Consider the following 22,414-nt stretch of genomic DNA (forward strand, 5'->3'; position numbering starts at 1 on the left):
TGGCACGGGTGCAGGCAGCGCTGGCGTGCGTATGTTCAATAGCTCGCTCCAGGCCCAGGGCAGCCAGATCATCGGTGCGCAAGAGGGTATTTTGGTTAACGCCGATGGCCGTACTGGCGGGGCCACGATCGATCTGGATGGCTCCCAGGTTGTCGGACAGGACGGCGCAGCCATCCTGGTGGCGGGAGGCCGCCTGGGGGCGGCGACCGCAAAGATCACGGTCAGCAACGGCTCTGAGCTCAGTGGCAGCAATGGCAATCTGCTGGAGGTGCGCAACCAGTCGAGTGCCGACCTCAATGTGGACAACGCTCATCTGGTGGGTGATGTATGGGTCGAGCAAGGCTCCAGTGCTACCGTGGCCTTGGATAACCGGGCATCGCTCACCGGGCATCTGGAAAACGTCGCCTCGTTGTCTATAGGTGACCAATCACGCTGGACCCTGGTAGGCGATGCCAATGTGGGCGATCTGACGCTTGATGGGGGGGCCGTGCACTTTGGTGAGCCCACTGCTTACCATCGTCTGACGCTGGGCAGCCTGTCGGGCGAAGGTACATTCGTCATGGATGCGGACTTCTCCACCGGGCAAACCGATTTTCTTGATGTGACAGGCAATGCCAGTGGCAATCACGGGCTGCTGATCGGCAGCAGCGGGGCCGAGCCTAGCGAGGAAAACCAGTTGCACGTGGTGCATACGGGCGGCGGCGATGCCTCGTTCTCGTTGGTTAACGGGCCGGTTGATCTGGGGGCGTTTTCCTATGAGCTGGTGCAGCGCGGGAATGACTGGTACCTGGATGGTTCGAGCAAGATCATCAGCCCAGGCACTCGCTCAGTACTGGCATTGTTCAATGCGGCACCGACAGTCTGGTATGGCGAGCTGACCTCCTTGCGCAGCCGCATGGGCGAGTTGCGCCTGGATGACGGGAAGGCTGGCGGCTGGATACGTTCCTACGGCAACAAGTTCGACGTCGCTGCCAGTTCGGGTGTCGCTTACAAGCAAACCCAGCATGGGTTTTCCCTTGGTGCTGACGCGCCCTTGCCAATCGGCGATGGGCAATGGTTGTTAGGTGTGCTGGCCGGGTACAGCCAGTCGAACCTGAACCTTTCCGGTGGCACCGATGGTGAAGTCGACAGTTACTACCTTGGGCTCTACACCACTTGGCTGGACCGTGTCAGCGGCTACTACTTTGACGGGGTAGTGAAGTTCAACCGTTTCGACAACGATTCCAAGGTCGGGCTGAGTGATGGCACGCGCACCAAAGGGCATTACAGCAACCATGGTGTTGGCGTGTCGGCGGAGTTCGGTCGCCACATTGAGTTGGACCAAGGATATTTCGTGGAGCCGTTCACGCAGTGGTCCACAGCTTACATCCAGGGCAAGGACTATCACCTGGACAATGACCTGCAGGCAGAAGGGGATGCAGCACGCTCCGTGTTGGGTAAAGCAGGTGCCACGTTCGGGCGTAACTTCGAGATGTCACAAGGGGGTGTTGTGCAACCCTATCTGCGCGCTGCTTACGTTCATGAGTTCATCAACAACAATGACGTGAAGGTCAACAGCAACCGCTTCTCCAATGATCTTTCTGGTTCGCGTCTTGAGCTTGGCGCAGGTGTGGCGGTGACAGTGGCGCAGCGCTTGCAGCTGCATGTCGATCTGGACCACAGCAGCGGCGAACATATCGACCAGCCTTGGGGTGTCAACGTTGGGGCGCGCTACAGCTGGTAACTGCTAACGCTGGAGGCCTGTGAGGCCTCCTTTTTTTTTGGGAGTGAACCCGATCATGCACCCATCCACTGACATTGACCAATTGCTCGAGGCTGTCGAGGTGCCTGCGCTGCTGGAGGATATTCCGGGTGGCGACAGCAACCTGCTTCCTAAGTCAGCCACTTCCCAAGCGTTGCGTGTGGTTGTACCCATGTGGCCGTTCAGCGATCCGCAACCGGGCGAGCCAGAGCTTCTGAGGCTCTACTGGGACGATTCGACCCTGGTGGATGACCGGGCCTGGGAAACCCCGGTGCAGCCGGAGGACCTGGTGCTGAGTGTCCCGGTGGAAAGGCTGACTGACGGGCCGCACGTATTGAGCTATGAAGTTCAGGGGTCCAACGGGGATGTCAGTGTTTCCGAGATACTGCAGATATTGATTGACCTTGTGCCGCCTGCCTTGGGGGGCGTGCAGGGGGCACTGACAGTGGTGGAAGACCCGGAAGAGATCGAGCGCGACGGCCTGACCGAGCGCTATCTCAGAAGCCATGGCCAGCGCCTTCGCACCGAAGTGCCGAACTACACGACGCCTAAGGCGGGTGACACGATCATCTATTACTGGGACACCGTGCCATTTTCCGAGATGTATGCCGGTGAACATGTGCTGGCCTATGAAGATGTTGGTGGCCCTCACTACATCGACTTTGGCAGTGAACTCATCCTTGAACGGGGTGATGGAGAGTGTTACTTGTACTATGCGGTCCAGGACCGAGCGGGGAACATCAGCCTGCCTGCCAGGCCTTTGATACTGAAAGTGGACGCGGGCGTGAGGACTTTGCCACTCCCTGGCATTGCCCAGGCCACAGGGACAGGGTCGAACTTGCGGCTGGCGATCAATGACTTGTTGCCGCCGTTGCTTGTCAAGGTCCCTGCCGAGGCTACGGTTTACCCAGATGAAACGCTGCGAGTGGAGTGGGGGCAGCCCAATGATCCTGGTTATTTCTCCACCTCGACGGAATATCAAGGCCGTGCACGGGAATTCGAGATCCCCACGGAAAAGGTGCTTGCACAAGGCGCGACGTCGATCAAGGTGAACTACGTCGTATCCGGTGACGAGCAGCACGATTATCTCTCGCCCAGCATTGACCTGACCATTGCCCCCCTAAGCGGCAACAACCTGCCTCGGGTACAGCTGGCCGGGGTTAGCAGTGGCGCTTTTGAGCTGTCCAAGGCCCCAGAGCGCAACCCGGTCACCCTTGCTACCTGGCGCTTCATGGCAGTAGGGCAACTGGTTGACATATGGGTTAGCGGGGTTTTGAAGAATGGCCAGCCGGCGCAGCCTTTCAAGGTCCTGGAATCTTATGCCGTCAGGCAGAGTGATCTGACAAACGGGATCGGCAGCGCTAACAACGTGGTGGTACTGAAGTCCTTCTTGTCGACACTGATGCTCAACAACTCATTTACCCTGCATGTTCAAGTCAGTTTTGACGGGGGGCGGGAGTGGGTGGCTTATCCTGCCCTGAGTCCAACCCTGAGGGCCTGAATATCGAGGGTCAGAGTTCGGCGATGGGGGCCACCCTCTCGGTGGTCGTGCCACCGTAGTCGTTGATCGTGGTGAAAGTGACCTGCATGCCAGGGTGGATGGCGATGCCTGGCAGGGCGTAGGTTTGCGTGCTTTTGGGCGCTACCATTTCACGCGCCTCGACACGGGTTCGCTCAGTGGGCTTGCCAATGTGCACGTGCCTGAAGGTGTAGTAGTAGGGCGAAGGGTTGCTGACGACCAGTTGCGCTGTGCCGTGGATTTGCTGCAAGGACCATTGCAGGTCTTTCAAGCCATCCAGGGGAGAACCTTGCAGATCGGCTGGCCGATAAAACAGCTTGATGCGTGTACGCAGGGCGATGGTCAGGGTATTCGATGGCTCGACGTCGGCTTGAGGGATTTCCTGCAGATTGAAGTAGAACAAGGATTCCCTGTCGTTTGGCAGGTCATTGGGGATTCGATTGATCTGTACGGTCTGTTCATTGCCGGCGTCCAGCCGGAACAGGGCAGGGGTGGCTATCAGGGGCACAGCGGTGGTGGTGTCGTCGGCGTCGGTGTTGACCCAGCTCTGGGCTGCGAAGGCTTGGGTGCTGGGGTTGGCGACGATGATCGAACTGCTTTGCTTGTCGCTGGCCTGGATGATTCGGGTCATGCTGATGGTGAGCGCGGCTTGGGCAGAAGGCATCAGGCAACCGATGAGCCCAGCAAGCAGCAGGGCATGTCGCAGTGGTGAGGTAGGCATGTGGTCAGATCGCTCAGGGGTACGTAAACAAGCGCAGCATGCTGCGCTTGTCATGTGCTTTATTGAATATCGACCACGAAGTTCACGCTGGTCGATACGTGCCCTTCGGTAACCGTGTCTTCGATGGCCTCCAGCCGGGTGCTGAAGTTCATGTCGGTGGGTGCTGTCGCGCTCAGCGTGTATTCCATGGAGTCAGTGTCAGGGGCGAGCGGCTGGTTGCTGGCGTCGTAGATCGCCAGTGCCAGGCCTTCACTGTAGCCAACACCGTCTTGCAGCGCATACAGGCCACCGGGTGTGGCGCCGTAGGTGGCGCTGTACCTCACGGTCGCCTTGTCTCCATTGAGCGCACAGTTTTGCGGGTCATGACGCAGGCCGAACCTGACCGCTGGAGTTCTGTCTCCGGTTGCCTTGAAGTCTGTGGTCCTGAAGTTGCCCAACATGATCTTGGGCAGGGAAGGGCCGCCAGGGGTGACGACGTCAATTGGGCAGGTACCGCCGGCGCTTACGGTACCTTCGAAGTTGATGATGCCTGTGTTTGCCATGGCGGAGCTGCAACCCAGGCAGAGGGCAGCCAGTGCAATGATGCGTTTCATTTTTTGAAGTCCAGATCAAGTGTTGGAAGGCTTAAATCGGTTTATGCGCAACCGGCGAGCATATGAACGCTGCTGGATGAGCACGAGGTAAGCCTACCCACGGTGCGGGGCCCTGATATGTAGGTTAGTTCGCCTTGAGGTCTGGAGAATTCTATGGCTGTCGCTGCCTTTTGCGAGATCAGCGCTGGCGTGCGGCAATGAGTTGCTGTTTTTCTGCGTGCCAGTCAAACGCCTCGCCGCGCTGCTGCGCATCGTAGCGGCGCTCTTCGAGTTGTTGATACAGCTCCAACTCTTCGTCGGGCATGAAGTGCAGGCAATCACCGGCAAAGAACCACAACAGATCGCGCGGCACCAGGTGGGCGATTTGCGGGTAGCGCTGAATGACTTGGCAGATCAGGTCCTGGCCCAGATATTGGCTCTGCAAAGGCTCCTTGGGCAGGAGTGCGAGCAACTCGTCGAAGCGCTCCAGAAACAGTGCATGGCTTTCCTCGGGGATCTGCTCGCTGGCTTGGAGAGCGACCAGAATGCCGCGCAGGTGTTCAAGCAATTGCAAATGATAGTGCTGATAGGCGTTTGTCACGGGCGTGTCCTGAGCTAAAGGTGGATTGTCGGTATTGTACCCCGTTGCGCTGTACAGGGCAGTCGTATTGGCGCAACTGGTAGTTTTGCCAGTCGCGTGGCCCAACGTAATGGTAGATAACTACCCGTATCAGTTTCCCTGGCAGCAACTCGTCGAAGCTCGATTAACGGGAGGTGCAACATGACAGACAAACAACACTCTGGGGTAGCAATCTGTGGCCTGGACATCTCACCGAAGGTGCTCAATCAATTGTGGCAGGATCGCTATCCGACTCTATCCTTTACCCCTGCGGAAATGGTCCAGCTGGACAGGCAGTCCGACGCAAATACACGAAAATCCAAGCAATTGGTGATGGGGCAGCCGAAACTCAAGTTCAGCGAAAAGTCTTCCATACTTTTTCTGGAGTTCGAACTACGGGCGGTAAGTGAGATGGAAGTGATCCTCACGCTCGAGAACGGTTCCACCGACGCAAGCCTGACTCAAGTTCGAAGGAAAGACCTGCTTACCAGTGATGTATTGAAGATGAGCCTGTCTTTCGCCCCCGGCGAGCATCGGCATACGCTTGCCTACAAAACCCAGCCCAGGCGAGAGGTTAGCCTGGGCTGGAGCGGGGCCATGGAGTACAGCTACAGCGGTAGCGATACCGATAAACGCTTGTTGGTCAACCACTACAATGCAGCGCGCAGCCTGGTGCTCTATCAGATGCCAGCTGCGCCGACCAACAAGTGGTTGCAGGATGTGGTGATTCCCTGCATCGGATCCGCCAGTAACGGCATTGCCTACTCGGTACTTGCGCCGTCAATGGCTTCTGCGGGCAGTGACGATCAAGTTTCTTCTCACGATATTGCAATAGAAGAAGACGATCTCAAAGGGGTGAGCATGGCAATAGGCTTTCCCGAAAACCTGCGCGATCAGCCTCCTGAAGACCGCAACTGGCTGTCTGGATTGCTGGTGCCTCCAGGCTCCGCTACCTATGACAAGGCACAGGACATTCCCATGCCGGGATTGGGTTTCATTTTTGGCTGGAAGCGCGCGAGCAGGTCGGCCGCTGCCGAGGATGTCAACGTTACGGCAGCTCCAACTTTCATCAGCCCTTTGGTGAGTATCGTGGGAGCAGGATTCGATCGGCAGCTGCTCGAGGTGTCCGATCCATTCAACGCGGCTGTGACCTTCGTGGGCAATTACAAAGGGAAGCTCGAAAGTGGCGGTGGCACTTTCCATTACGTGCCCCCACCCTTCGGTTCATCCGCAGTCGAGTACGGGGAAGATTGTAAGACCAGGCGAGCAGCGGTGGTACTGAGTTCGCTTAGCGAGCGATCGACCACTGACGTTGTGCGGGTAACCGCAGGGGGGCAGTCCGCCGATTGTGCATTCGTCACCTTGTACGCAATTCAAACGCACACCGTCAGGTGCTCGCTTGTATCAGGGCGATTGACACTGGAGCTGTGGTACTACGACGTGAACCTGCGCAAGGATGTGCGTGTAGCGGACAACGAAACGCAGTGGTTGATCCTTGCGGGCAACGGCTCGGTATCATCCACTGGCGCATTTACTCCAGCCGCTTCGGCGCCCACGCCATTCACCGTGGTTGCAGGGCGCGATACCACCAGTACCCGGTTGCTGTACTGGGCGGTCACGATCATCCCTATGCCGTTATATACGCCCAATCAAGTCGTTGAATTTTTCGAAGGTTGAGTTGGATAGGTTGCGCTACGAAGGGTATCAAGCCAACGAGGCCGTAGCTTCGTTGGCTTGATACCCACTGTTCAACGGATATTGCCCGGTGCCAGCTTCAGCGACGCTTTATCGAATGCATCGACATCGATCACCTGACGTTGCGCCTCTTGTGCGTCGCGCAATTGCCGCGCTTGTGCAGGCTCGAGCAGCCCGGCTTGCTCGGCTGCCTCGATCAAGCCCTGTCCTGGCGTCGGCTGCAATCGCCCTTCACGCAGTGCTTGGTGCAATGCCTTGAATTGTGGGGCCGCTTCGGTCAGATGCCTGCTGGCTTTTTCCAGGGCAGCAACCGGGTCGCCCTCGGCGTTTGGCCTGAAACAGCCGCGCAGCAGTTCTTCCAGGGCCGGGTCGCCGTGGCTGCGCCCGATCAACTCGGCCACTTCTGCGTCCAGTTCATCGCTTGGCCCGGTATGACGCCGGCCAAAAGGGAACACCAGCACACGCAGGGCGCAGCCAGCGAAGCGGTTGGGGAAATTGTCGAGCAAACGGTCCAGCGCCTTCTCTGCCTGGCCCAGGCTCTCCTCCATGGCCCAGCGCAGCAGAGGTTGCATGTGCTCGGGTGAGCCCAAGTCGTGATAGCGCTTGAGCGCGGCGCTGGCCAGGTAGAGGTAGCTCAGTACATCCCCCAGCCGTGCACTCAGCCGCTCGCGGCGTTTGAGTGCGCCGCCGAGCAGCATCATCGACAGGTCGGCCAGAAGGGCGAAGGCGGCAGCCTGGCGGTTGAGGGCGCGGAAGTAACCTTGGCTCAAGGCATCGCCGGGCACCGACTCGAAGCGCCCGAGCCCCAGGTTGAACACCAAGGTGCTGGCCGCGTTGCCGGCGGCGAACATGATGTGCTTCATCAACAGGTCGTCGAATTCCTTCAGTGCCTGGTCGTGGTCCTCGCGCCCTGCGAGGGCCATTTCCTTGAGCACGAACGGGTGGCAGCGGATGGCGCCCTGGCCGAAGATCATCAGGTTGCGCGAGAGGATGTTGGCGCCTTCCACCGTGATGAAGATCGGCGCGCCCTGCCAGCTGCGGCCCAGGTAGTTGTTGGGCCCCATGATGATGGCTTTGCCGCCGTGCACGTCCATCGCATGCTGGATGCACTCGCGGCCGCGTTCGGTGAGGTGATACTTGAGGATCGCCGACAACACCGACGGTTTCTCGCCCAGGTCCACGGCCTTGGCGGTCAGCAGGCGGGCGCTGTCCATCAGCCAGGCGTTGCCGCCGATGCGCGCCAGTGACTCCTGGATGCCCTCGAAGGCTGCCAGCGGCACGTTGAACTGCTCGCGGATGTTGGCGTACTGGCCGGTGACCAGGCTGGTGTACTTGGCCGCGCCTGTGCCCACGGCAGGCAGGGAAATCGAACGGCCCACCGACAGGCAGTTCATCAGCATCATCCAGCCCTTGCCGAGCATGGCCTGGCCGCCGATGAGGAAGTCCAGCGGCACGAACACGTCCTTGCCGCTGTTGGGGCCGTTCATGAACGCCGCACCCAGGGGCAGGTGGCGCTTGCCGATCTCCACCCCGGGGGTGTCGGTGGGGATCAGCGCCAGGCTGATGCCCAGCTCTTCTTGCTCGCCAAGCAGGTGGTCTGGGTCGTAGGCCTTGAACGCCAGGCCCAGCAGGGTGGCGACCGGGCCAAGGGTGATGTAGCGCTTTTCCCAGTTCAGGCGCAGGCCGATGACTTCTTCACCTTGCCATTGGCCTTTGCAGATGACGCCGGTGTCGGGCATGGCGCCAGCGTCGGAGCCGGCCAGCGGGCCGGTGAGGGCGAAGCAGGGGATGTCATCGCCGCGGGCCAGGCGGGGCAGGTAGTGGTTGCGCTGTTCATCGGTGCCGTAGTGCAGCAGCAGCTCGGCCGGGCCGAGGGAGTTGGGCACCATTACCGTGGAGGCCAGGTCGCCGCTGCGGGTGGCCAGTTTCATCGCCACCTGGGAGTGGGCATAGGCGGAGAAACCTTTGCCGCCGTACTCTTTGGGGATGATCAGGGCGAAGAAGCCGTGCTCCTTGATGTGCTGCCAGGCCTCGGGCGGCAGGTCCAGGTCCTGGCCGATCTGCCAGTCGCTGACCATGGCGCACAATTCTTCGGTGGGGCCGTCGATGAAAGCCTGCTCTTCATCGGTCAGCTTGGGCGCCGGGTAGTCGAGCAGCGTGCCCCAGTCGGGGCGGCCGCTGAACAGCTCGCCGTCCCACCACACGGTGCCGGCGTCGATCGCTTCGCGCTCGGTCTGCGACATGGGCGGCAGGGTGCGCTTGAACCACTTGAACACCGGGCCGGTGAACACCTTGCGCCGCCATTCTGGCAGCGCCACCAGGGCGATTTTCACCGCCAGGATGGCCCAGATCAGGATCAGCAACCAGCCAGGGGCTTTGCTGAAGATGCCCATGAGCAGCACGTAGGCCGCCATGATCCCGAGAATCTGCAAGGGCGCCAGGCGCCGGTGCGTGAGGTACGCCGCGCCGATCACCAGCACTACCAACCACAACAGCAACATAATCGGTCCTCCTTGGAACCAGGGGCTTGGGCCGTCCCACAGAGCTTAGACGCAACGCAAAAAACGGCAGGGTCATGACAGTGACAGGGAGGGGCGGCGGGAGTTTCAGTTCATCTGCGACTGGGGTGGCCTTATCGCCGGCTCTTTGTGGGAGCCGGCTTGCCGGCGATAGGGCCAGTACAGGCGATGGAGCTCTGGAGTAGACTGTCTTCCCTCCGCATTCCATAAGGACGTTGCCATGCTGAAGATCTGGGGCCGCAAGAATTCGAGCAATGTGCGCAAGGCGCTGTGGATCGCCCATGAGCTGGGCCTGGACTTCGAAGCCATCGACGCCGGCGGTGCCTTCGGCGTGGTCAACGAGCCGCACTACCGTGCCCTCAACCCCAATGGCCTGGTGCCCATGCTCGAAGATGGCGACCTGGTGCTGTGGGAGTCCAACGCCATCGTGCGCTACCTGTGCGCCGAATACGGCGCCGAGCAGGGCTGGTACCTCGAAGACCCACGCCAGCGCGCCCTGGCCGACAAGTGGATGGACTGGACCACCTCGTCCTTCGCCGCGCCGTTCCGCCCGCTGTTCTGGGGCCTTTTGCGCACCCCCGAAGAGCAGCGCGACTGGGTGGCCATCAACGCCGCGCACAAGCAGTGCGCGCAATTGCTGTCGATTGCCGATCAAACCCTGGCGCACCAGCCTTATCTTTCCGGTGACCAGATCGGCATGGGCGACATCCCACTGGGGAGCTTCGTCTATGCCTGGTTCGAAATGCCCATCGAGCGCCCGGCCATGCACCACCTGCAAGCCTGGTACGAGCGCCTGAAACAGCGCCCGGCCTACCAGGCCGCCGTGATGACCGCGCTCACCTGACCCTGCTTCGATAGTCATTATCAATAGATGTGACTGTACTTGTGCGGCCTGGCCTTGCACCATGGCCGCACTCACTGCGCCAGTGACTTCGCCTGGCGTGTCCTGAACCATTTTTTATTCGGTACGTGACCCGCTATGAGTTCTGCCCTGTCCATCCGACAGCTGACCAAGACCTACGGCAACGGCTTCCAGGCCCTCAAAGGCATCGACCTGGATGTTGCCGAAGGCGACTTCTTCGCCTTGCTCGGCCCCAACGGTGCCGGCAAGTCCACTACCATCGGCATCCTCTCGACCCTGGTCAACAAGACCAGCGGCACGGTCAACGTGTTCGGCCATGACCTGGACCGCGAGCCCGCTGCGCTCAAGCGCTGCCTGGGCGTGGTGCCGCAGGAATTCAACTTCAACCAGTTCGAGAAGACCTTCGACATCGTCGTGACCCAGGCCGGCTACTACGGCATCCCGCCCAAGCTGGCCAAGGAGCGCGCCGAGCAGTACCTGACCCAGCTGGGCCTGTGGGACAAGCGTGACGTGCAGTCGCGCTCGCTGTCCGGTGGCATGAAGCGCCGGCTGATGATCGCCCGCGCGCTGATCCACGAACCGCGCCTGCTGATCCTCGACGAGCCGACCGCCGGGGTGGACATTGAGCTGCGTCGTTCGATGTGGAGCTTCCTCACCGAGCTCAACCAGAAGGGCATCACCATCATCCTCACCACCCACTACCTGGAAGAAGCCGAGCAGCTGTGCCGCAACATCGGCATCATCGACCACGGCACCATCGTCGAGAACACCAGCATGCGCCAGTTGCTGGGCAAGCTGCACGTCGAGACCTTCGTCCTCGACCTCAAGCAGGACCTGGCCCAGGCGCCGGCCCTGCAGGGCTACCCGTGCCGCCTGCTGACCCCGCACACCCTGGAAGTGCAGGTGGAAAAAGACATCGGCATCACCGCGCTGTTCGGCCAGCTGGCCCTGCAGAACATCGAGGTGCAGAGCCTGCGCAACAAGACCAACCGACTCGAGGAGCTGTTCGTGTCCCTGGTGGAAAAAAACCTGTCGAAGGTGGCCATATGAGTGTGGAACTGCGCACCAACTGGGTGGCCCTGAATACCATCGTCTACCGCGAAGTGCGGCGCTTCTTGCGCATCTGGCCGCAGACCCTGCTGCCGCCGGCGATCACCATGGTCCTGTACTTCGTGATCTTCGGTAACCTGATCGGCCGGCAGATCGGCGACATGGGTGGCTTCACCTACATGCAGTACATCGTGCCGGGGCTGATCATGATGTCGGTGATCACCAACTCCTATGGCAACGTGGTGTCGAGCTTCTTCGGCAGCAAGTTCCAGCGCTCGATCGAAGAGCTGATGGTATCGCCGGTGTCGCCGCACACCATTCTCGTCGGCTATGTGCTGGGCGGTGTACTGCGCGGCCTGGCGGTCGGGGTGATCGTGACCATCCTGTCGATGTTCTTCACCGACCTGCAGGTGCACCACCTGGGCGTGACCGTGATCGTGGTGCTGTTGACCGCCACCATCTTTTCGCTGCTGGGCTTCGTCAACGCCGTGTTTGCGCGCAACTTCGACGATATCTCGATCATCCCGACCTTCGTGCTGACGCCGCTGACCTACCTGGGCGGGGTGTTCTACTCGATCAACCTGCTGCCGCCGTTCTGGCAGACCGTGTCGTTGGCCAACCCGGTGCTGCACATGGTCAACTCGTTCCGCTACGGCATCCTAGGGGTGTCGGATATCAGCATTGGTACGGCGATCACCTTCATGCTGGTGGCCACCGCGGTGCTCTACCTGCTGTGCGTTCGCCTGCTGGTCAGCGGCCGCGGCATGCGCGCCTGAGGCCTTGTGCTTGCGCCGGCGCCACTGCCGGCCGACCCACCAGCGCCAGTACAGCATGGTGGTGAAGTAGGCGGCGATGCCCAGCACCACCCCGCACACCACCGAGCCCAGCAGGAACGGCTGCCACAGCGTTGCCAGCTGGTCGGTGATCCATTCGAAGGTGAGTTCGTCGGGCAGGGTGCGCGGCGGCACCTGCATCAGCCAGGCACCGGTCATGTAGGTGACGAAGAACACCGGCGGCATGGTCAGTGGGTTGGTCAACCATACCAGGCTGACGGCAATCGGCAGGTTGCCGCGTACCGGGATGGCCAGCGCCGCCGCCAGCAGCATCTGCATGGGGATCGGGATCAACGCCGCGAACAGGCCCACGCCCATGGCCCGCGCCACCGAGTGTCGGTTCAGGTGCCAGAGGTTCGGGTCGTGTAGCAGCTTGCCGAAAAAGCGCAGGGACTTGTGTTCCCTGATGCTGGTTGGATCCGGCATGTACCGTTTGAAAAGTCGGCGCGGCATGTAGGCTCCTGGCGCGTTGATCGAGGCAGTATGCCTTGATTCCCGCTCAGGCTCGTTCAGAGTTTGTGACAATTGTTGAGCGAGCCAGTGCGGCATTTCAGCTATGCCTCAGTAAGCGATTTTGCTTCTGGAGCTCTACCTCATGCGCACAGGGATGCTTGCGCTGGCGCTCGGGCTGTTGTGCCTGGGCCTTCTCCCCGCATTGCCGTCGGTCGGATGGCTTTGCCTGCTGCTTTGCAGCGGGCTGCTGTGCCTGCGCACGCACGGTTGGCCGGTGGGGTGTTTCCTGCTGGGGTTGTGCTGGGCCTGCTGGTCGGCGCAACTGGCGCTGGACGACCGCCTGGCGCTGCCCCTCGATGGCCGCACCCTGTGGCTGGAAGGCCGGGTGGTCGGGTTGCCGAGCCACACCGGGCAAAGCGTGCGTTTTGAGCTGGAACAGCCCCGCTCGCGTCGCGCCGAGCTGCCCTCGCGCCTACAACTGAGCTGGTTCGGTGGCCCGCCGGTGCGGGCTGGTGAGCAGTGGCGCCTGGCCGTGACCTTGCAGCGCCCCGCCGGGCTGCTCAACCCCCATGGGCCTGACCGAGAGGCGCATTTGCTGGCGCGGCGGGTGGGTGCGACCGGCACGGTCAAGGCGGGCCATGTGCTGCAGGCGCAGGCGCCGAGTTGGCGCGATGCCCTGCGCCAGCGGCTGCTGGCCGTCGATGCCAACGGCAGGCAGGCGGCGTTGGTGGCACTGGTGCTCGGCGACGGCAGCGGGCTGGCCCGCAGCGACTGGCAAGTGTTGCAAGCCACGGGCACGGTGCACCTGCTGGTGATTTCGGGCCAGCACATCGGCCTGGTGGCCGGGCTGCTGTACGCCCTGGTGGCGGGCCTGGCGCGCGGGGGGCTGTGGCCTCGGCGCCTGCCTTGGCTGCCTTGCGCCTGTACCCTGGCGCTGGCGGCGGCGCTGGCCTACGGCTGGCTGGCCGGCGCCGGGGTGCCGGTGCAGCGCGCTTGCCTGATGTTGGCGGTGGTACTGCTCTGGCGCTTGCGCTTTCGCCACCTGGGGCCCTTCTTCCCGCTGCTGGTGGCGCTCAACCTGGTGCTGATCGCCGAGCCCCTGGCCGCCTTGCTGCCGGGGTTCTGGTTGTCGTTCGGCGCGGTGGCGACGCTGGTCTATTGCTTCAGCGGGCGCCTGGGCGGCTGGCGCCCCTGGCAGGCATGGACCCGCGCCCAGTGGGTGATCGCCATCGGCCTGCTGCCCATCCTGTTGGCCAGCGGGCTGCCGGTCAGCCTCAGTGCGCCACTGGCGAACCTGGTGGCCGTGCCCTGGATCAGCCTGGCGGTATTGCCGCTGGCGCTGCTGGGCACCTTGCTGCTGCCACTGGCAGGCGTTGGCGAGGCATTGCTGTGGCTGGCAGGCGGCCTGCTCGATGGCCTGCTGCGGGTGCTGCAAGGGCTGGCTGCCTGGCGCCCGGCCTGGGTGCCGCCGGCCTTGCCGCTGTGGGCCTGGACACTGGTGTGCCTGGGGGCGCTGCTGGTGCTGCTGCCACGGGGTGTGCCGCTGCGTGGCCTGGGCTGGGTCATGCTGTTGGCCCTGTGGGTGCCCAAGGCGCCGGTGGCGCATGGCCAGGTGGAGGTCTGGCACCTGGATGTCGGCCAGGGCCTGGCGGTGCTGCTGCGCACGCGCCAGCACAGCGTGCTGTACGACGCTGGCCCCGCGCGCGGTGACGTGGACCTTGGCGAGCGGGTCGTGCTGCCCACCTTGCACAAGCTGGGCGTGCGGCAACTGGACCTGATGCTGATCAGCCACGCCCACACCGACCATGCTGGCGGGGCACTGGCGGTTGCCCGGGGGCTGCCGGTGGCGCGGGTGCTCAGTGGCGAGGCGCAGGCGCTCGCCCCGCCGTTGTCGGCGCAGCCATGCGTCAGTCATGAAGGGTGGGAATGGGATGGCGTGCGTTTTTCGCTGTGGCACTGGGGCGAAGGGCAGGGCAGCAATGATCGCTCCTGTGTCTTGCTGGTCGAGGCGCAGGGCGAGCGCTTGCTACTGGCCGGTGATATGGAAGCCGGCGCCGAGCGCGCCTGGCTGGCCGACCACCCGGCGCCGGCCATTGACTGGTTGCAGGCGCCGCACCACGGCAGCGCCAGCTCCTCCACCGAGCCATTCATGCGGGCCACGGCGCCACGTGGGGTGATCATTTCCCGCGGGCGCAACAATGGCTTCGGCCACCCCCATGCGCAGGTGCTCGAGCGCTATCGCCGCCACCAGCTGGCGATCCACGATACGGCGCAAGAGGGCGCATTGCGCCTGCTGCTGGGCAGCCAGGGCGGCGCCGAGGGGGTGCGCGCGCAGCGCCGCTTCTGGCGTGATGCACAGCCAATTCCCTGACCTTCGGCAGATGAGCGCCCCGCGTGCGTATGGTAGAGTGGCGGCCTTTTTCCGAAGGGGCGTTTACTGTGTGGGAATTGGTCAAGTCCGGTGGTTGGATGATGCTGCCGATCATTCTGAGCTCCGTCGTCGCCATGGCTATCGTCGTCGAGCGCCTGTGGACCCTGCGCGCCAGCCGTGTCACCCCGCCGCACCTGCTCGGCCAGGTGTGGATGTGGATCAAGGACAAGCAGCTCACCAGTGACAAGCTCAAGGCCCTGCGCGCCGATTCGCCGCTGGGCGAGATCCTCGCTGCGGGCCTGGCCAACTCGCGGCATGGCCGCGAAATCATGAAAGAGTGCATCGAAGAGGCCGCTTCGCGGGTCATCCATGACCTGGAGCGCTATATCAGCACCCTCGGCACCATTGCCGCCATGGCCCCGCTGCTGGGCCTGCTGGGCACCGTGCTGGGCATGATCGACATCTTCAGCGCCTTCATGGGCTCGCAGATGACCGCCAATGCCGCCGTGCTGGCGGGCGGTATCTCCAAGGCCCTGGTCACCACCGCGGCCGGCCTGATGATCGGTATCCCCGCCGTGTTCTTCCACCGCTTCCTGCTGCGCCGCATCGATGAGCTGGTGGTGGGCATGGAGCAGGAAGCGATCAAGCTGGTGGAAGTGATCCAGGGCGACCGCGAAGTGGAAGTGGCCGGAGGCAAGGCGTGAAGTTCCGGCGCAATCGCCAGCGGGAGAACGTCGACATCAACCTGGCGTCGCTGATCGACGTGGTGTTCGTCCTGCTGCTGTTCTTCGTGGTCACCACCACCTTCACCCGCGAGACCCAGCTGCGCGTCGAGCTGCCCGAGGCCGCCAGCGCCGAGCAGCCGCCTGCCGACCAGGGCAAGCTGGTGGAAGTCACCATCAGCGCCGAGGGCGTGTACTCGGTGAACAACCACCTGCTGCCCAAGAGCGACCTGGCCACCCTGACCGAGGCCATCGAGCGTGAGTCCGGTGGCGACAATAAATTGCCCCTGGCAATCAGCGCCGACGGCAAGACGCCGCACCAGGCTGTGATCACCGCAATGGATGCTGCCGGCAAGCTCGGTTTCAGCCAGCTGCGCATGACCACCGTCGAGGCGGCCCAGGGGACACCCTGATGGCGTTGGCTGACCGATTGCTGGCGGCCTGGTATGCCGGGCACCCTGCGCTGGCGCTGCTGCGCCCGCTGGAGGCGTTGTACCGCCGCGTGGTCACGCGCAAGCGGGCGCGCTTTCTCAGCGGTGAAAGCGCCAGCTACCGCGCCCCGGTGCCGGTCATCGTGGTCGGCAACATCACCATTGGCGGTACCGGCAAGACGCCGATGATCCTCTGGCTGATCGAGCATTGCCGTCGGCAGGGGCTGAAGGTCGGTGTGGTCAGCCGTGGCTACGGTGCCAAGCCGCCGCAGCTGCCGTGGCGGGTCGAGGCGCAGCAGCCAGCCGAACAGGCTGGCGACGAGCCTTTGCTGATCGTCCAGCGCACCGGCGTGCCGCTGATGATCGACCCGGACCGCTCCCGCGCCGTGCAGGCGCTGTTGGCCAGCGAGCCGCTGGACCTGATCCTGTGTGACGATGGCATGCAGCACTACCGCCTGGCGCGTGACCTGGAGCTGGTGCTGATCGACGCCGCGCGCGGCCTGGGCAATGGCCGCTGCCTGCCGGCCGGGCCCTTGCGCGAGCCCGCCGAGCGCCTGCAAGAGGCCGATGCCGTGCTGTTCAACGGCGCCAGCGCCGATCGTGCAGACGGTTTTGCCTTCAGCCTGCAGCCCAGCGCCCTGGTCAACCTGCGCAGCGGCGAGCGGCGCGGGCTCGATCTGTTTCCGGCAGGCCAGCGCCTGCACGCGGTCGCCGGTATCGGCAACCCGCAACGTTTCTTCAATACCCTGCTGGGGCTAAACTGGCAGCCGGTGCCGCACCCCTTCGCCGACCACGCCGAGTTCAGCGCCGAGCGCCTGGCATTCAGCCCGCCCTTGCCGTTGGTGATGACCGAGAAGGATGCGGTGAAATGCCGGGCCTTCGCCGCCGACGACTGGTGGTACCTGGCCGTCGAGGCCCAGCCCACCCCGGCCTTCACGGCCTGGTTCGACAGCCAGCTGCAGCGCCTGCTGCGCAAGCCCTGAGCCCGTTTTCAATTTCCGGCCACCTGGCCTCAAGGACGCTTCCATGGACACCAAACTGCTCGACATCCTGGCCTGCCCGATCACCAAAGGCCCGCTCAAGCTCAGCGCCGACAAGACCGAGCTGATCAGCAAGGGCGCAGGCCTGGCCTACCCGATTCGCGATGGCATCCCGGTGATGCTGGAAAGCGAGGCGCGCACCCTGACCGACGACGAGCGCCTGGACAAATGAGCCTCGACTTCACCGTGGTGATTCCTGCTCGCCTGCGCTCCACGCGCCTGCCGGGCAAACCGCTGCTGCTGATCGCCGGCAAGCCGATGATCCAGCACGTCTGGGAGCAGGCGCGCAAGAGCGGCGCCAGCCGCGTGGTCATCGCCACCGACGATGCCAGCATCGTCGAGGTATGCCAGGCCTTTGGCGGCGAAGTGCTGATGACCCGCGCCGACCATGAGTCGGGCACCGACCGCCTGGCCGAAGTGGCCGCCCACCTGGGCCTGGCCGCCGATGCCATCGTGGTCAACGTGCAGGGTGACGAGCCGCTGATTCCGCCGGTGATCATCGACCAGGTGGCCGCCAACCTGGCTGCTCACCCGCAGGCGAGCATCGCCACCCTGGCCGAGCCGATCCACGACCCCGAAACCGTGTTCAACCCGAACGCGGTCAAGGTCGTCAGCGACAAGAACGGCCTGGCATTGACCTTCAGCCGTGCGCCACTTCCGTGGGCGCGCGATGCCTTCGCCAAGGGCCGCGACCCACTGCCCGAAGGCGTGCCGTATCGCCGCCATATCGGCATGTACGCCTACCGCGTCGGCTTCCTTCAGGACTTCGTCGCCTGGGGCCCTTGCTGGCTCGAGCAGAGCGAAGCGCTGGAGCAGCTGCGTGCCCTGTGGCACGGCGTGCGCATCCACGTCGAGGACGCCATCGAGGCGCCCGCCGTTGGTGTCGACACCCCAGAAGACCTTGAGCGCGTAAGGCGCTTGCTGGAGGCCTGATGCGCGTTCTGTTCGTGTGCCTGGGCAACATCTGCCGTTCGCCCACTGCCGAAGGTGTGCTGCGTCATCAACTGCAGGCCGCAGGTCTGGCCGACCAGGTGCAGGTGGCATCTGCCGGTACCGGTGACTGGCATGTGGGCAAGGCGCCCGACAGCCGCACCTGCAAGGCTGCGCTGGCCCGCGGTTACGACCTCTCGGCGCAGCGTGCGCAGCAGGTCAAGGCGGCGCACTTTGCCGAGTACGACCTGATTCTGGCCATGGATGAAAGCAACCTCGGCCACCTGCGCGCCCTGCGCCCGCACAGCGCCGTGGGTGAGCTGGACCTGTTCCTGCGCCGCTATGGCGCCGCCCTGGACGAAGTGCCAGACCCTTACTACGGCGGCGCCGATGGCTTCGAGCAGGTGCTCGACCTGATCGAGGCGGCGTGCCGTGAGCTGGTCGTGGAAATCAAGGGGCGGTTATGACGGCGGGTTGGCAAGCGCAAGTCTCGCTCAAGCCCTACAACAGCTTCGGCATCGATGTGAAAGCCCGCTACTTTGCCCAGGCGCACAACGATGAAGAGGTGCGCGAGGCCTTGCGGCTGGCGCACGAGGCCGGCGTGCCGGTGCTGGTGATCGGCGGCGGCAGCAACCTGCTGCTGACCCGTGATGTCGATGCGCTGGTGCTGCACATGGCCAGCCAGGGGCGCCGCGTGCTCAGCGATGACGGCATGCGGGTGGTGGTCGAAGCCGAAGCGGGCGAAGCCTGGCACCCGTTCGTGCAATGGTCGCTGGCGCAAGGCTTCTGTGGCCTGGAAAACCTCAGCCTGATCCCGGGCACGGTGGGTGCTGCGCCGATGCAGAACGTGGGCGCCTATGGCGTGGAGATCAAGGATATGTTCGTCGGGCTGACCGCGCTAGACCGGGAAACCGGCGAGTTGCGTGACTTCGGCCTTGAGGAATGCGCCTTCGGTTATCGCGACAGCCTGTTCAAGCGCAACCCTGGCCGCTGGTTGATCCTGCGGGTGCGTTTTGCCTTGAGCCATGTGCTGCAGGCGCACCTGGACTACGGCCCGGTGCGTCAGCGCTTGCAGGAGCAGGGTGTCGAACGGCCCACCGCCCAGGCAATCAGCGATGCCATCTGCAGCATCCGCCGCGAAAAGCTGCCGGACCCGGCCGAGCTGGGCAATGCCGGCAGCTTTTTCAAGAATCCGGTGGTATCTGCTGTGCTCGTGGAGCGCATTCGCGCTCGGCATCCCGCGGTGGTTGGCTACGCCCAGGCCGATGGCCAGGTGAAGCTGGCGGCGGGCTGGTTGATCGAGCAGGCGGGGTGGAAGGGGTATCGCGATGGGGATGCCGGGGTGCATCGGCTGCAGTCGCTGGTGCTGGTCAATTATGGCCAGGCGAGCGGGGGGCAGATGCATGCGCTGGCGCAGCGGATCCAGGCGGATGTGCTGGAGCGTTTTGGGGTTGAGCTTGAGATGGAGCCTAACCTCTACTGAATGTTGGGGCCGCGCTGGCCTCATCGCCGGCAAGCCGGCTCCCACCTATACAGCGGTGCTCTAATTGTGGGAGCCGGCTTGCCGGCGATGCAGTCAACACAAAACCCCCGGCCAAGAAAAAGCCCCGCCAGTTCGCACTGGCGGGGCTTTTTCATTCAGCCGTTGCTATCAACCGTGGTGAGGCTTGTGCTCATCGGCGGTTTCCAGGGCCGGCTCGTCGGCGGCAGCAGCTTGCTGTGCAGCCTTGGCAGCGGCCTCGGCTTCACGCTTGCGGCGACGCACTTCACGTGGGTCGTTCGGCGCGCGGCCGTTAGGCAGCATCACGGTAGCGGCTTCGACCGCTGCCGGTGCTTCCACCGGGACAGGCTCGGCGACCGGCGCTACTTCGGCAACAACCGGCGCAGGCTCTGCTACCACTTCTGGCTGGGCTTCGACGACCGCTGCCGGCTCTTCGGCAGGGGCGGCTTCGAAGGCAACCTGAGGCTTCTCGGCTTCACCGGCTTCGACGGCTGGAGCCTCGACAGGCGCTTCGGCGACCACTACCGGCTCAACGGCAGGGGCAGCTTCAGCCTCGACAACGGGCTGTGGTGCAACTTCGACCACCGGCTCAGCGCTGGCTTCGACCACGGCAACGGGCTCGCTGACAGGCTGCTCGACCACTGGCGCGATCACAACTTCCTCGGCCTGGGTAACCGCCTCGACAGCTTCTGCCGGCTGGGCGGCTTCGCGGGTTTCGGTAACAGCGGCTTCGGCAGTGGCGCGTTCGGCTTGCTGGTTGGCTTGGGCTTCGGCATCGGCACTGATATTGCTGCTGGCGACGGCGGCGGTAACGGCAAGGCCGGCGGCCAATTCGGCACCCAGCTCGGAGGCCTGGTGCTGTTGCGGCTGCTCTTCGTTGCCTTCGCTGCCTTCGTCATCGCCGTCGATCAGCTCGCCGTTGGCATTGCGCTGGCGCTCACGACGGTTGCTGCGACGACGCTGGCCACGGGAGCGACGACGCGGACGCTCGCCATCGGCACCTTCCTGCTCGTCCTGCAGCAGCTCTTCGTTCGGCAGTTGCTCCTCGGCGAGCTCTGCAGCCTGCTCGGCGGCCTGTTCGGCAGCGCGTGGCTGGCGCTCTTCACGCGGTGGGCGAGGCTGGCGCTCTTCACGAGGGGCGCGTTCTTCACGTGGAGCGCGTTCTTCGCGAGGTGCACGCTCTTCACGCGGAGCGCGTTCTTCGCGAGGGGCACGCTCTTCACGTGGGGCGCGCTCTTCGCGAGGAGCACGCTCTTCACGTGGTGCACGTTCTTCACGCGGTGCGCGCTCTTCGCGGGCTACACGCTCTTCACGTGGGGCACGCTCTTCACGCGGCTGGCGCTCTTCACGCACGACCGGTGCGGCATCCAGGGGTTCACGCAGTTCGCGTGCCGGGCGCTCTTCGCGGTTGCCGCGGCGGTCTTCGCGTGGCTGGCGTGGTGCACGTTCTTCGCGTGGTGCGCGTTCTTCACGCGGGGCACGCTCTTCGCGAGGCTGACGCTCTTCACGCGGGGCGCGCTCGGCACGCTCTTCGCGCGGCTTGCGCTCTTCATCACGGCGACCGTTGCGGTTGCGGCTCTGCTGGCGGCCGTTGCGACGCTCCTCGTTACGCGGGGTGCGTTCGCTGGCAGGCTTCTCGGCAGCCACGGCCGGGGCGGCGGCAGGTTCTTCCTTGCCGGCGAACAGGCTGACCAGCGACTTGACCAGGCCCTTGAACAGGCTTGGCTCCGGCACGCTCGGTGCTGCAGGGGCGGCAGGTGCGGCTGGCTGCTCTTCCTCGGCGGTCGGTACCGGTGCGTTGGCGCGGGCCGGCGCGGTCTTCACCGCGGCTTCCTGGCGAACCAGGGTGCGGGTGGCGGTCGGCAGCGGCGCTTCTTCGGCTTCGGCAGCGGCGATTTCGTAGCTGGACTGGTTGTTCAGCACTTCCGGGTTGTCGTCGCGCAGGCGCTGGACTTCGAAGTGCGGGGTTTCCAGGTGGTCGTTCGGCAGGATGATGATGCGGGCGCGAGTACGCAGTTCGATCTTGGTGATCGAGTTGCGCTTCTCGTTGAGCAGGAAGGCGGCTACCGGGATCGGCACCTGGGCGCGAACCTCGGCGGTGCGGTCCTTCAGGGCCTCTTCCTCGATCAGGCGCAGGATGGCCAGCGACAGCGATTCGACGTCACGGATGATGCCGGTGCCGGAGCAGCGCGGGCAGACGATGCCGCTGCTTTCGCCGAGCGATGGGCGCAGGCGCTGGCGGGACATTTCCAGCAGGCCGAAACGCGAGATGCGGCCTACCTGGACACGGGCACGGTCGGCCTCCAGGCATTCGCGCACACGTTCTTCCACGGCGCGCTGGTTCTTCGCCGGGGTCATGTCGATGAAGTCGATGACGATCAGGCCGCCGATGTCGCGCAGGCGCAGCTGGCGGGCGATTTCCTCAGCCGCTTCCAGGTTGGTCTGCAGGGCGGTTTCCTCGATGTCGCTGCCCTTGGTGGCGCGCGCCGAGTTGATGTCGATGGAAACCAGGGCTTCGGTCGGGTCGATCACGATCGAGCCGCCGGACGGCAGGTCGACCACGCGCTGGAAGGCGGTTTCGATCTGGCTTTCGATCTGGAAGCGGTTGAACAGCGGCACGCTGTCTTCGTACAGCTTCACCTTGCTGGCGTACTGCGGCATCACCTGGCGGATGAAGGTCAGGGCTTCTTCCTGGGCGTCGATGCTGTCGATCAGCACTTCGCCGATGTCCTGGCGCAGGTAGTCGCGGATGGCGCGGATGATGACGTTGCTTTCCTGGTAGATCAGGAACGGCGCGGCGCGGTCCAGCGAGGCTTCCTTGATGGCGGTCCACAG

The 22,414-nt window shown here is 63.7% G+C and carries 19 protein-coding genes and 1 pseudogene; 14 read left to right on the forward strand and 6 right to left on the reverse strand.

The features are described from left to right. Positions 1–31: 31 nt before the first annotated feature. Complete coding sequence (locus B3E94_RS16255; RefSeq protein WP_286914323.1) at positions 32–1,723, forward strand: autotransporter outer membrane beta-barrel domain-containing protein; 1,692 nt, start codon at positions 32–34, stop codon at positions 1,721–1,723. A gap of 55 nt (positions 1,724–1,778) precedes the next feature. Next, positions 1,779–3,242, forward strand: a complete 1,464-nt coding sequence (locus B3E94_RS16260) for a hypothetical protein (protein WP_286914307.1) — start codon at positions 1,779–1,781, stop codon at positions 3,240–3,242. Positions 3,243–3,252: 10 nt separating this feature from the next. Here B3E94_RS16260 and B3E94_RS16265 read toward each other — a convergent pair whose 3' ends face one another. The 3 genes from B3E94_RS16265 to B3E94_RS16275 form a co-directional block, all read right to left on the reverse strand. Continuing rightward, a complete protein-coding gene (locus B3E94_RS16265) occupies positions 3,253–4,035 on the reverse strand; it encodes a molecular chaperone (RefSeq protein WP_313394798.1) in 783 nt (260 codons plus the stop codon). 5 nt (positions 4,036–4,040) lie between these two features. Further along, positions 4,041–4,574 carry a fimbrial protein gene (locus tag B3E94_RS16270; protein WP_286914308.1) on the reverse strand — a complete coding sequence of 178 codons (534 nt, stop codon included), beginning with the start codon at positions 4,572–4,574 and terminating at the stop codon, positions 4,041–4,043. 178 nt (positions 4,575–4,752) lie between these two features. After that, on the reverse strand, positions 4,753–5,154 hold the full coding sequence (locus B3E94_RS16275) for a PA2817 family protein (protein WP_286914310.1): 402 nt from the start codon (positions 5,152–5,154) through the stop codon (positions 4,753–4,755). Between the two features lie 180 nt (positions 5,155–5,334). Between B3E94_RS16275 and B3E94_RS16280 the strand changes: the two genes are divergently transcribed. Beyond that, a complete protein-coding gene (locus B3E94_RS16280) occupies positions 5,335–6,849 on the forward strand; it encodes a hypothetical protein (RefSeq protein ID WP_286914311.1) in 1,515 nt (504 codons plus the stop codon). Positions 6,850–6,920: 71 nt separating this feature from the next. Here the strand turns inward: B3E94_RS16280 and B3E94_RS16285 are convergent, their stop codons facing one another. Next, positions 6,921–9,368: an acyl-CoA dehydrogenase gene (locus tag B3E94_RS16285; protein WP_286914312.1), complete on the reverse strand. Its 2,448-nt coding sequence runs from the start codon at positions 9,366–9,368 to the stop codon at positions 6,921–6,923. Between the two features lie 238 nt (positions 9,369–9,606). On the opposite strand from B3E94_RS16285, the gene B3E94_RS16290 reads away from it, so the two are divergent. The 3 genes from B3E94_RS16290 to B3E94_RS16300 all read left to right on the forward strand — a co-directional run bounded on the left by B3E94_RS16290 (position 9,607) and on the right by B3E94_RS16300 (position 12,074). Continuing rightward, positions 9,607–10,230 carry a glutathione S-transferase gene (locus B3E94_RS16290; protein ID WP_286914313.1) on the forward strand — a complete coding sequence of 208 codons (624 nt, stop codon included), beginning with the start codon at positions 9,607–9,609 and terminating at the stop codon, positions 10,228–10,230. A 135-nt stretch (positions 10,231–10,365) separates the two neighbouring features. Next, positions 10,366–11,298, forward strand: a complete 933-nt coding sequence (locus B3E94_RS16295; protein ID WP_176512218.1) for an ABC transporter ATP-binding protein — start codon at positions 10,366–10,368, stop codon at positions 11,296–11,298. Continuing rightward, positions 11,295–12,074 carry an ABC transporter permease gene (locus B3E94_RS16300; protein ID WP_012271145.1) on the forward strand — a complete coding sequence of 260 codons (780 nt, stop codon included), beginning with the start codon at positions 11,295–11,297 and terminating at the stop codon, positions 12,072–12,074. Before B3E94_RS16295 ends, B3E94_RS16300 begins: the two co-directional genes overlap by 4 nt. A 12-nt stretch (positions 12,075–12,086) precedes the next feature. Here the strand turns inward: B3E94_RS16300 and B3E94_RS16305 are convergent. Beyond that, positions 12,087–12,584: pseudogene (locus tag B3E94_RS16305) on the reverse strand (DUF2062 domain-containing protein); the annotation flags it as partial. Between the two features lie 142 nt (positions 12,585–12,726). On the opposite strand from B3E94_RS16305, the gene B3E94_RS16310 reads away from it, so the two are divergent. From B3E94_RS16310 to murB, 8 genes are all read left to right on the forward strand, one after another. Further along, complete coding sequence (locus B3E94_RS16310) at positions 12,727–14,955, forward strand: DNA internalization-related competence protein ComEC/Rec2 (RefSeq protein WP_286914314.1); 2,229 nt, start codon at positions 12,727–12,729, stop codon at positions 14,953–14,955. Between the two features lie 68 nt (positions 14,956–15,023). Further along, entirely contained in the window at positions 15,024–15,659 is a 636-nt protein-coding gene (locus tag B3E94_RS16315) for a MotA/TolQ/ExbB proton channel family protein (protein ID WP_176512221.1), read from the forward strand. Next, positions 15,656–16,090, forward strand: coding sequence for an ExbD/TolR family protein (locus B3E94_RS16320; RefSeq protein WP_236238260.1), 435 nt, complete (start codon positions 15,656–15,658; stop codon positions 16,088–16,090). Before B3E94_RS16315 ends, B3E94_RS16320 begins: the two co-directional genes overlap by 4 nt. Then, positions 16,090–17,091 carry a tetraacyldisaccharide 4'-kinase gene (gene lpxK / locus B3E94_RS16325; protein ID WP_286914316.1) on the forward strand — a complete coding sequence of 334 codons (1,002 nt, stop codon included), beginning with the start codon at positions 16,090–16,092 and terminating at the stop codon, positions 17,089–17,091. Before B3E94_RS16320 ends, lpxK begins: the two co-directional genes overlap by 1 nt. Before the next feature lie 43 nt (positions 17,092–17,134). Beyond that, entirely contained in the window at positions 17,135–17,320 is a 186-nt protein-coding gene (locus B3E94_RS16330) for a Trm112 family protein (protein WP_003247142.1), read from the forward strand. Next, positions 17,317–18,081 carry a 3-deoxy-manno-octulosonate cytidylyltransferase gene (gene kdsB, locus B3E94_RS16335; protein WP_286914317.1) on the forward strand — a complete coding sequence of 255 codons (765 nt, stop codon included), beginning with the start codon at positions 17,317–17,319 and terminating at the stop codon, positions 18,079–18,081. Before B3E94_RS16330 ends, kdsB begins: the two co-directional genes overlap by 4 nt. After that, positions 18,081–18,545 (forward strand): low molecular weight protein-tyrosine-phosphatase, encoded by a 465-nt coding sequence (locus tag B3E94_RS16340; protein WP_286914319.1) that lies wholly within the window; start codon positions 18,081–18,083, stop codon positions 18,543–18,545. The genes kdsB and B3E94_RS16340 overlap by 1 nt, the downstream gene beginning before the upstream one ends. Beyond that, on the forward strand, positions 18,542–19,561 hold the full coding sequence (gene murB, locus B3E94_RS16345; RefSeq protein WP_286914320.1) for a UDP-N-acetylmuramate dehydrogenase: 1,020 nt from the start codon (positions 18,542–18,544) through the stop codon (positions 19,559–19,561). The genes B3E94_RS16340 and murB overlap by 4 nt, the downstream gene beginning before the upstream one ends. A 168-nt stretch (positions 19,562–19,729) precedes the next feature. Here murB and B3E94_RS16350 read toward each other — a convergent pair. Continuing rightward, positions 19,730–22,414 (reverse strand): ribonuclease E/G (locus tag B3E94_RS16350; protein ID WP_286914321.1); only part of this gene is annotated, 2,685 nt, incomplete at its 5' end.

It is taken from the genome of Pseudomonas sp. UBA6315 (assembly GCF_002438125.1).
Taxonomy (GTDB): domain Bacteria; phylum Pseudomonadota; class Gammaproteobacteria; order Pseudomonadales; family Pseudomonadaceae; genus Aquipseudomonas; species Aquipseudomonas faucium.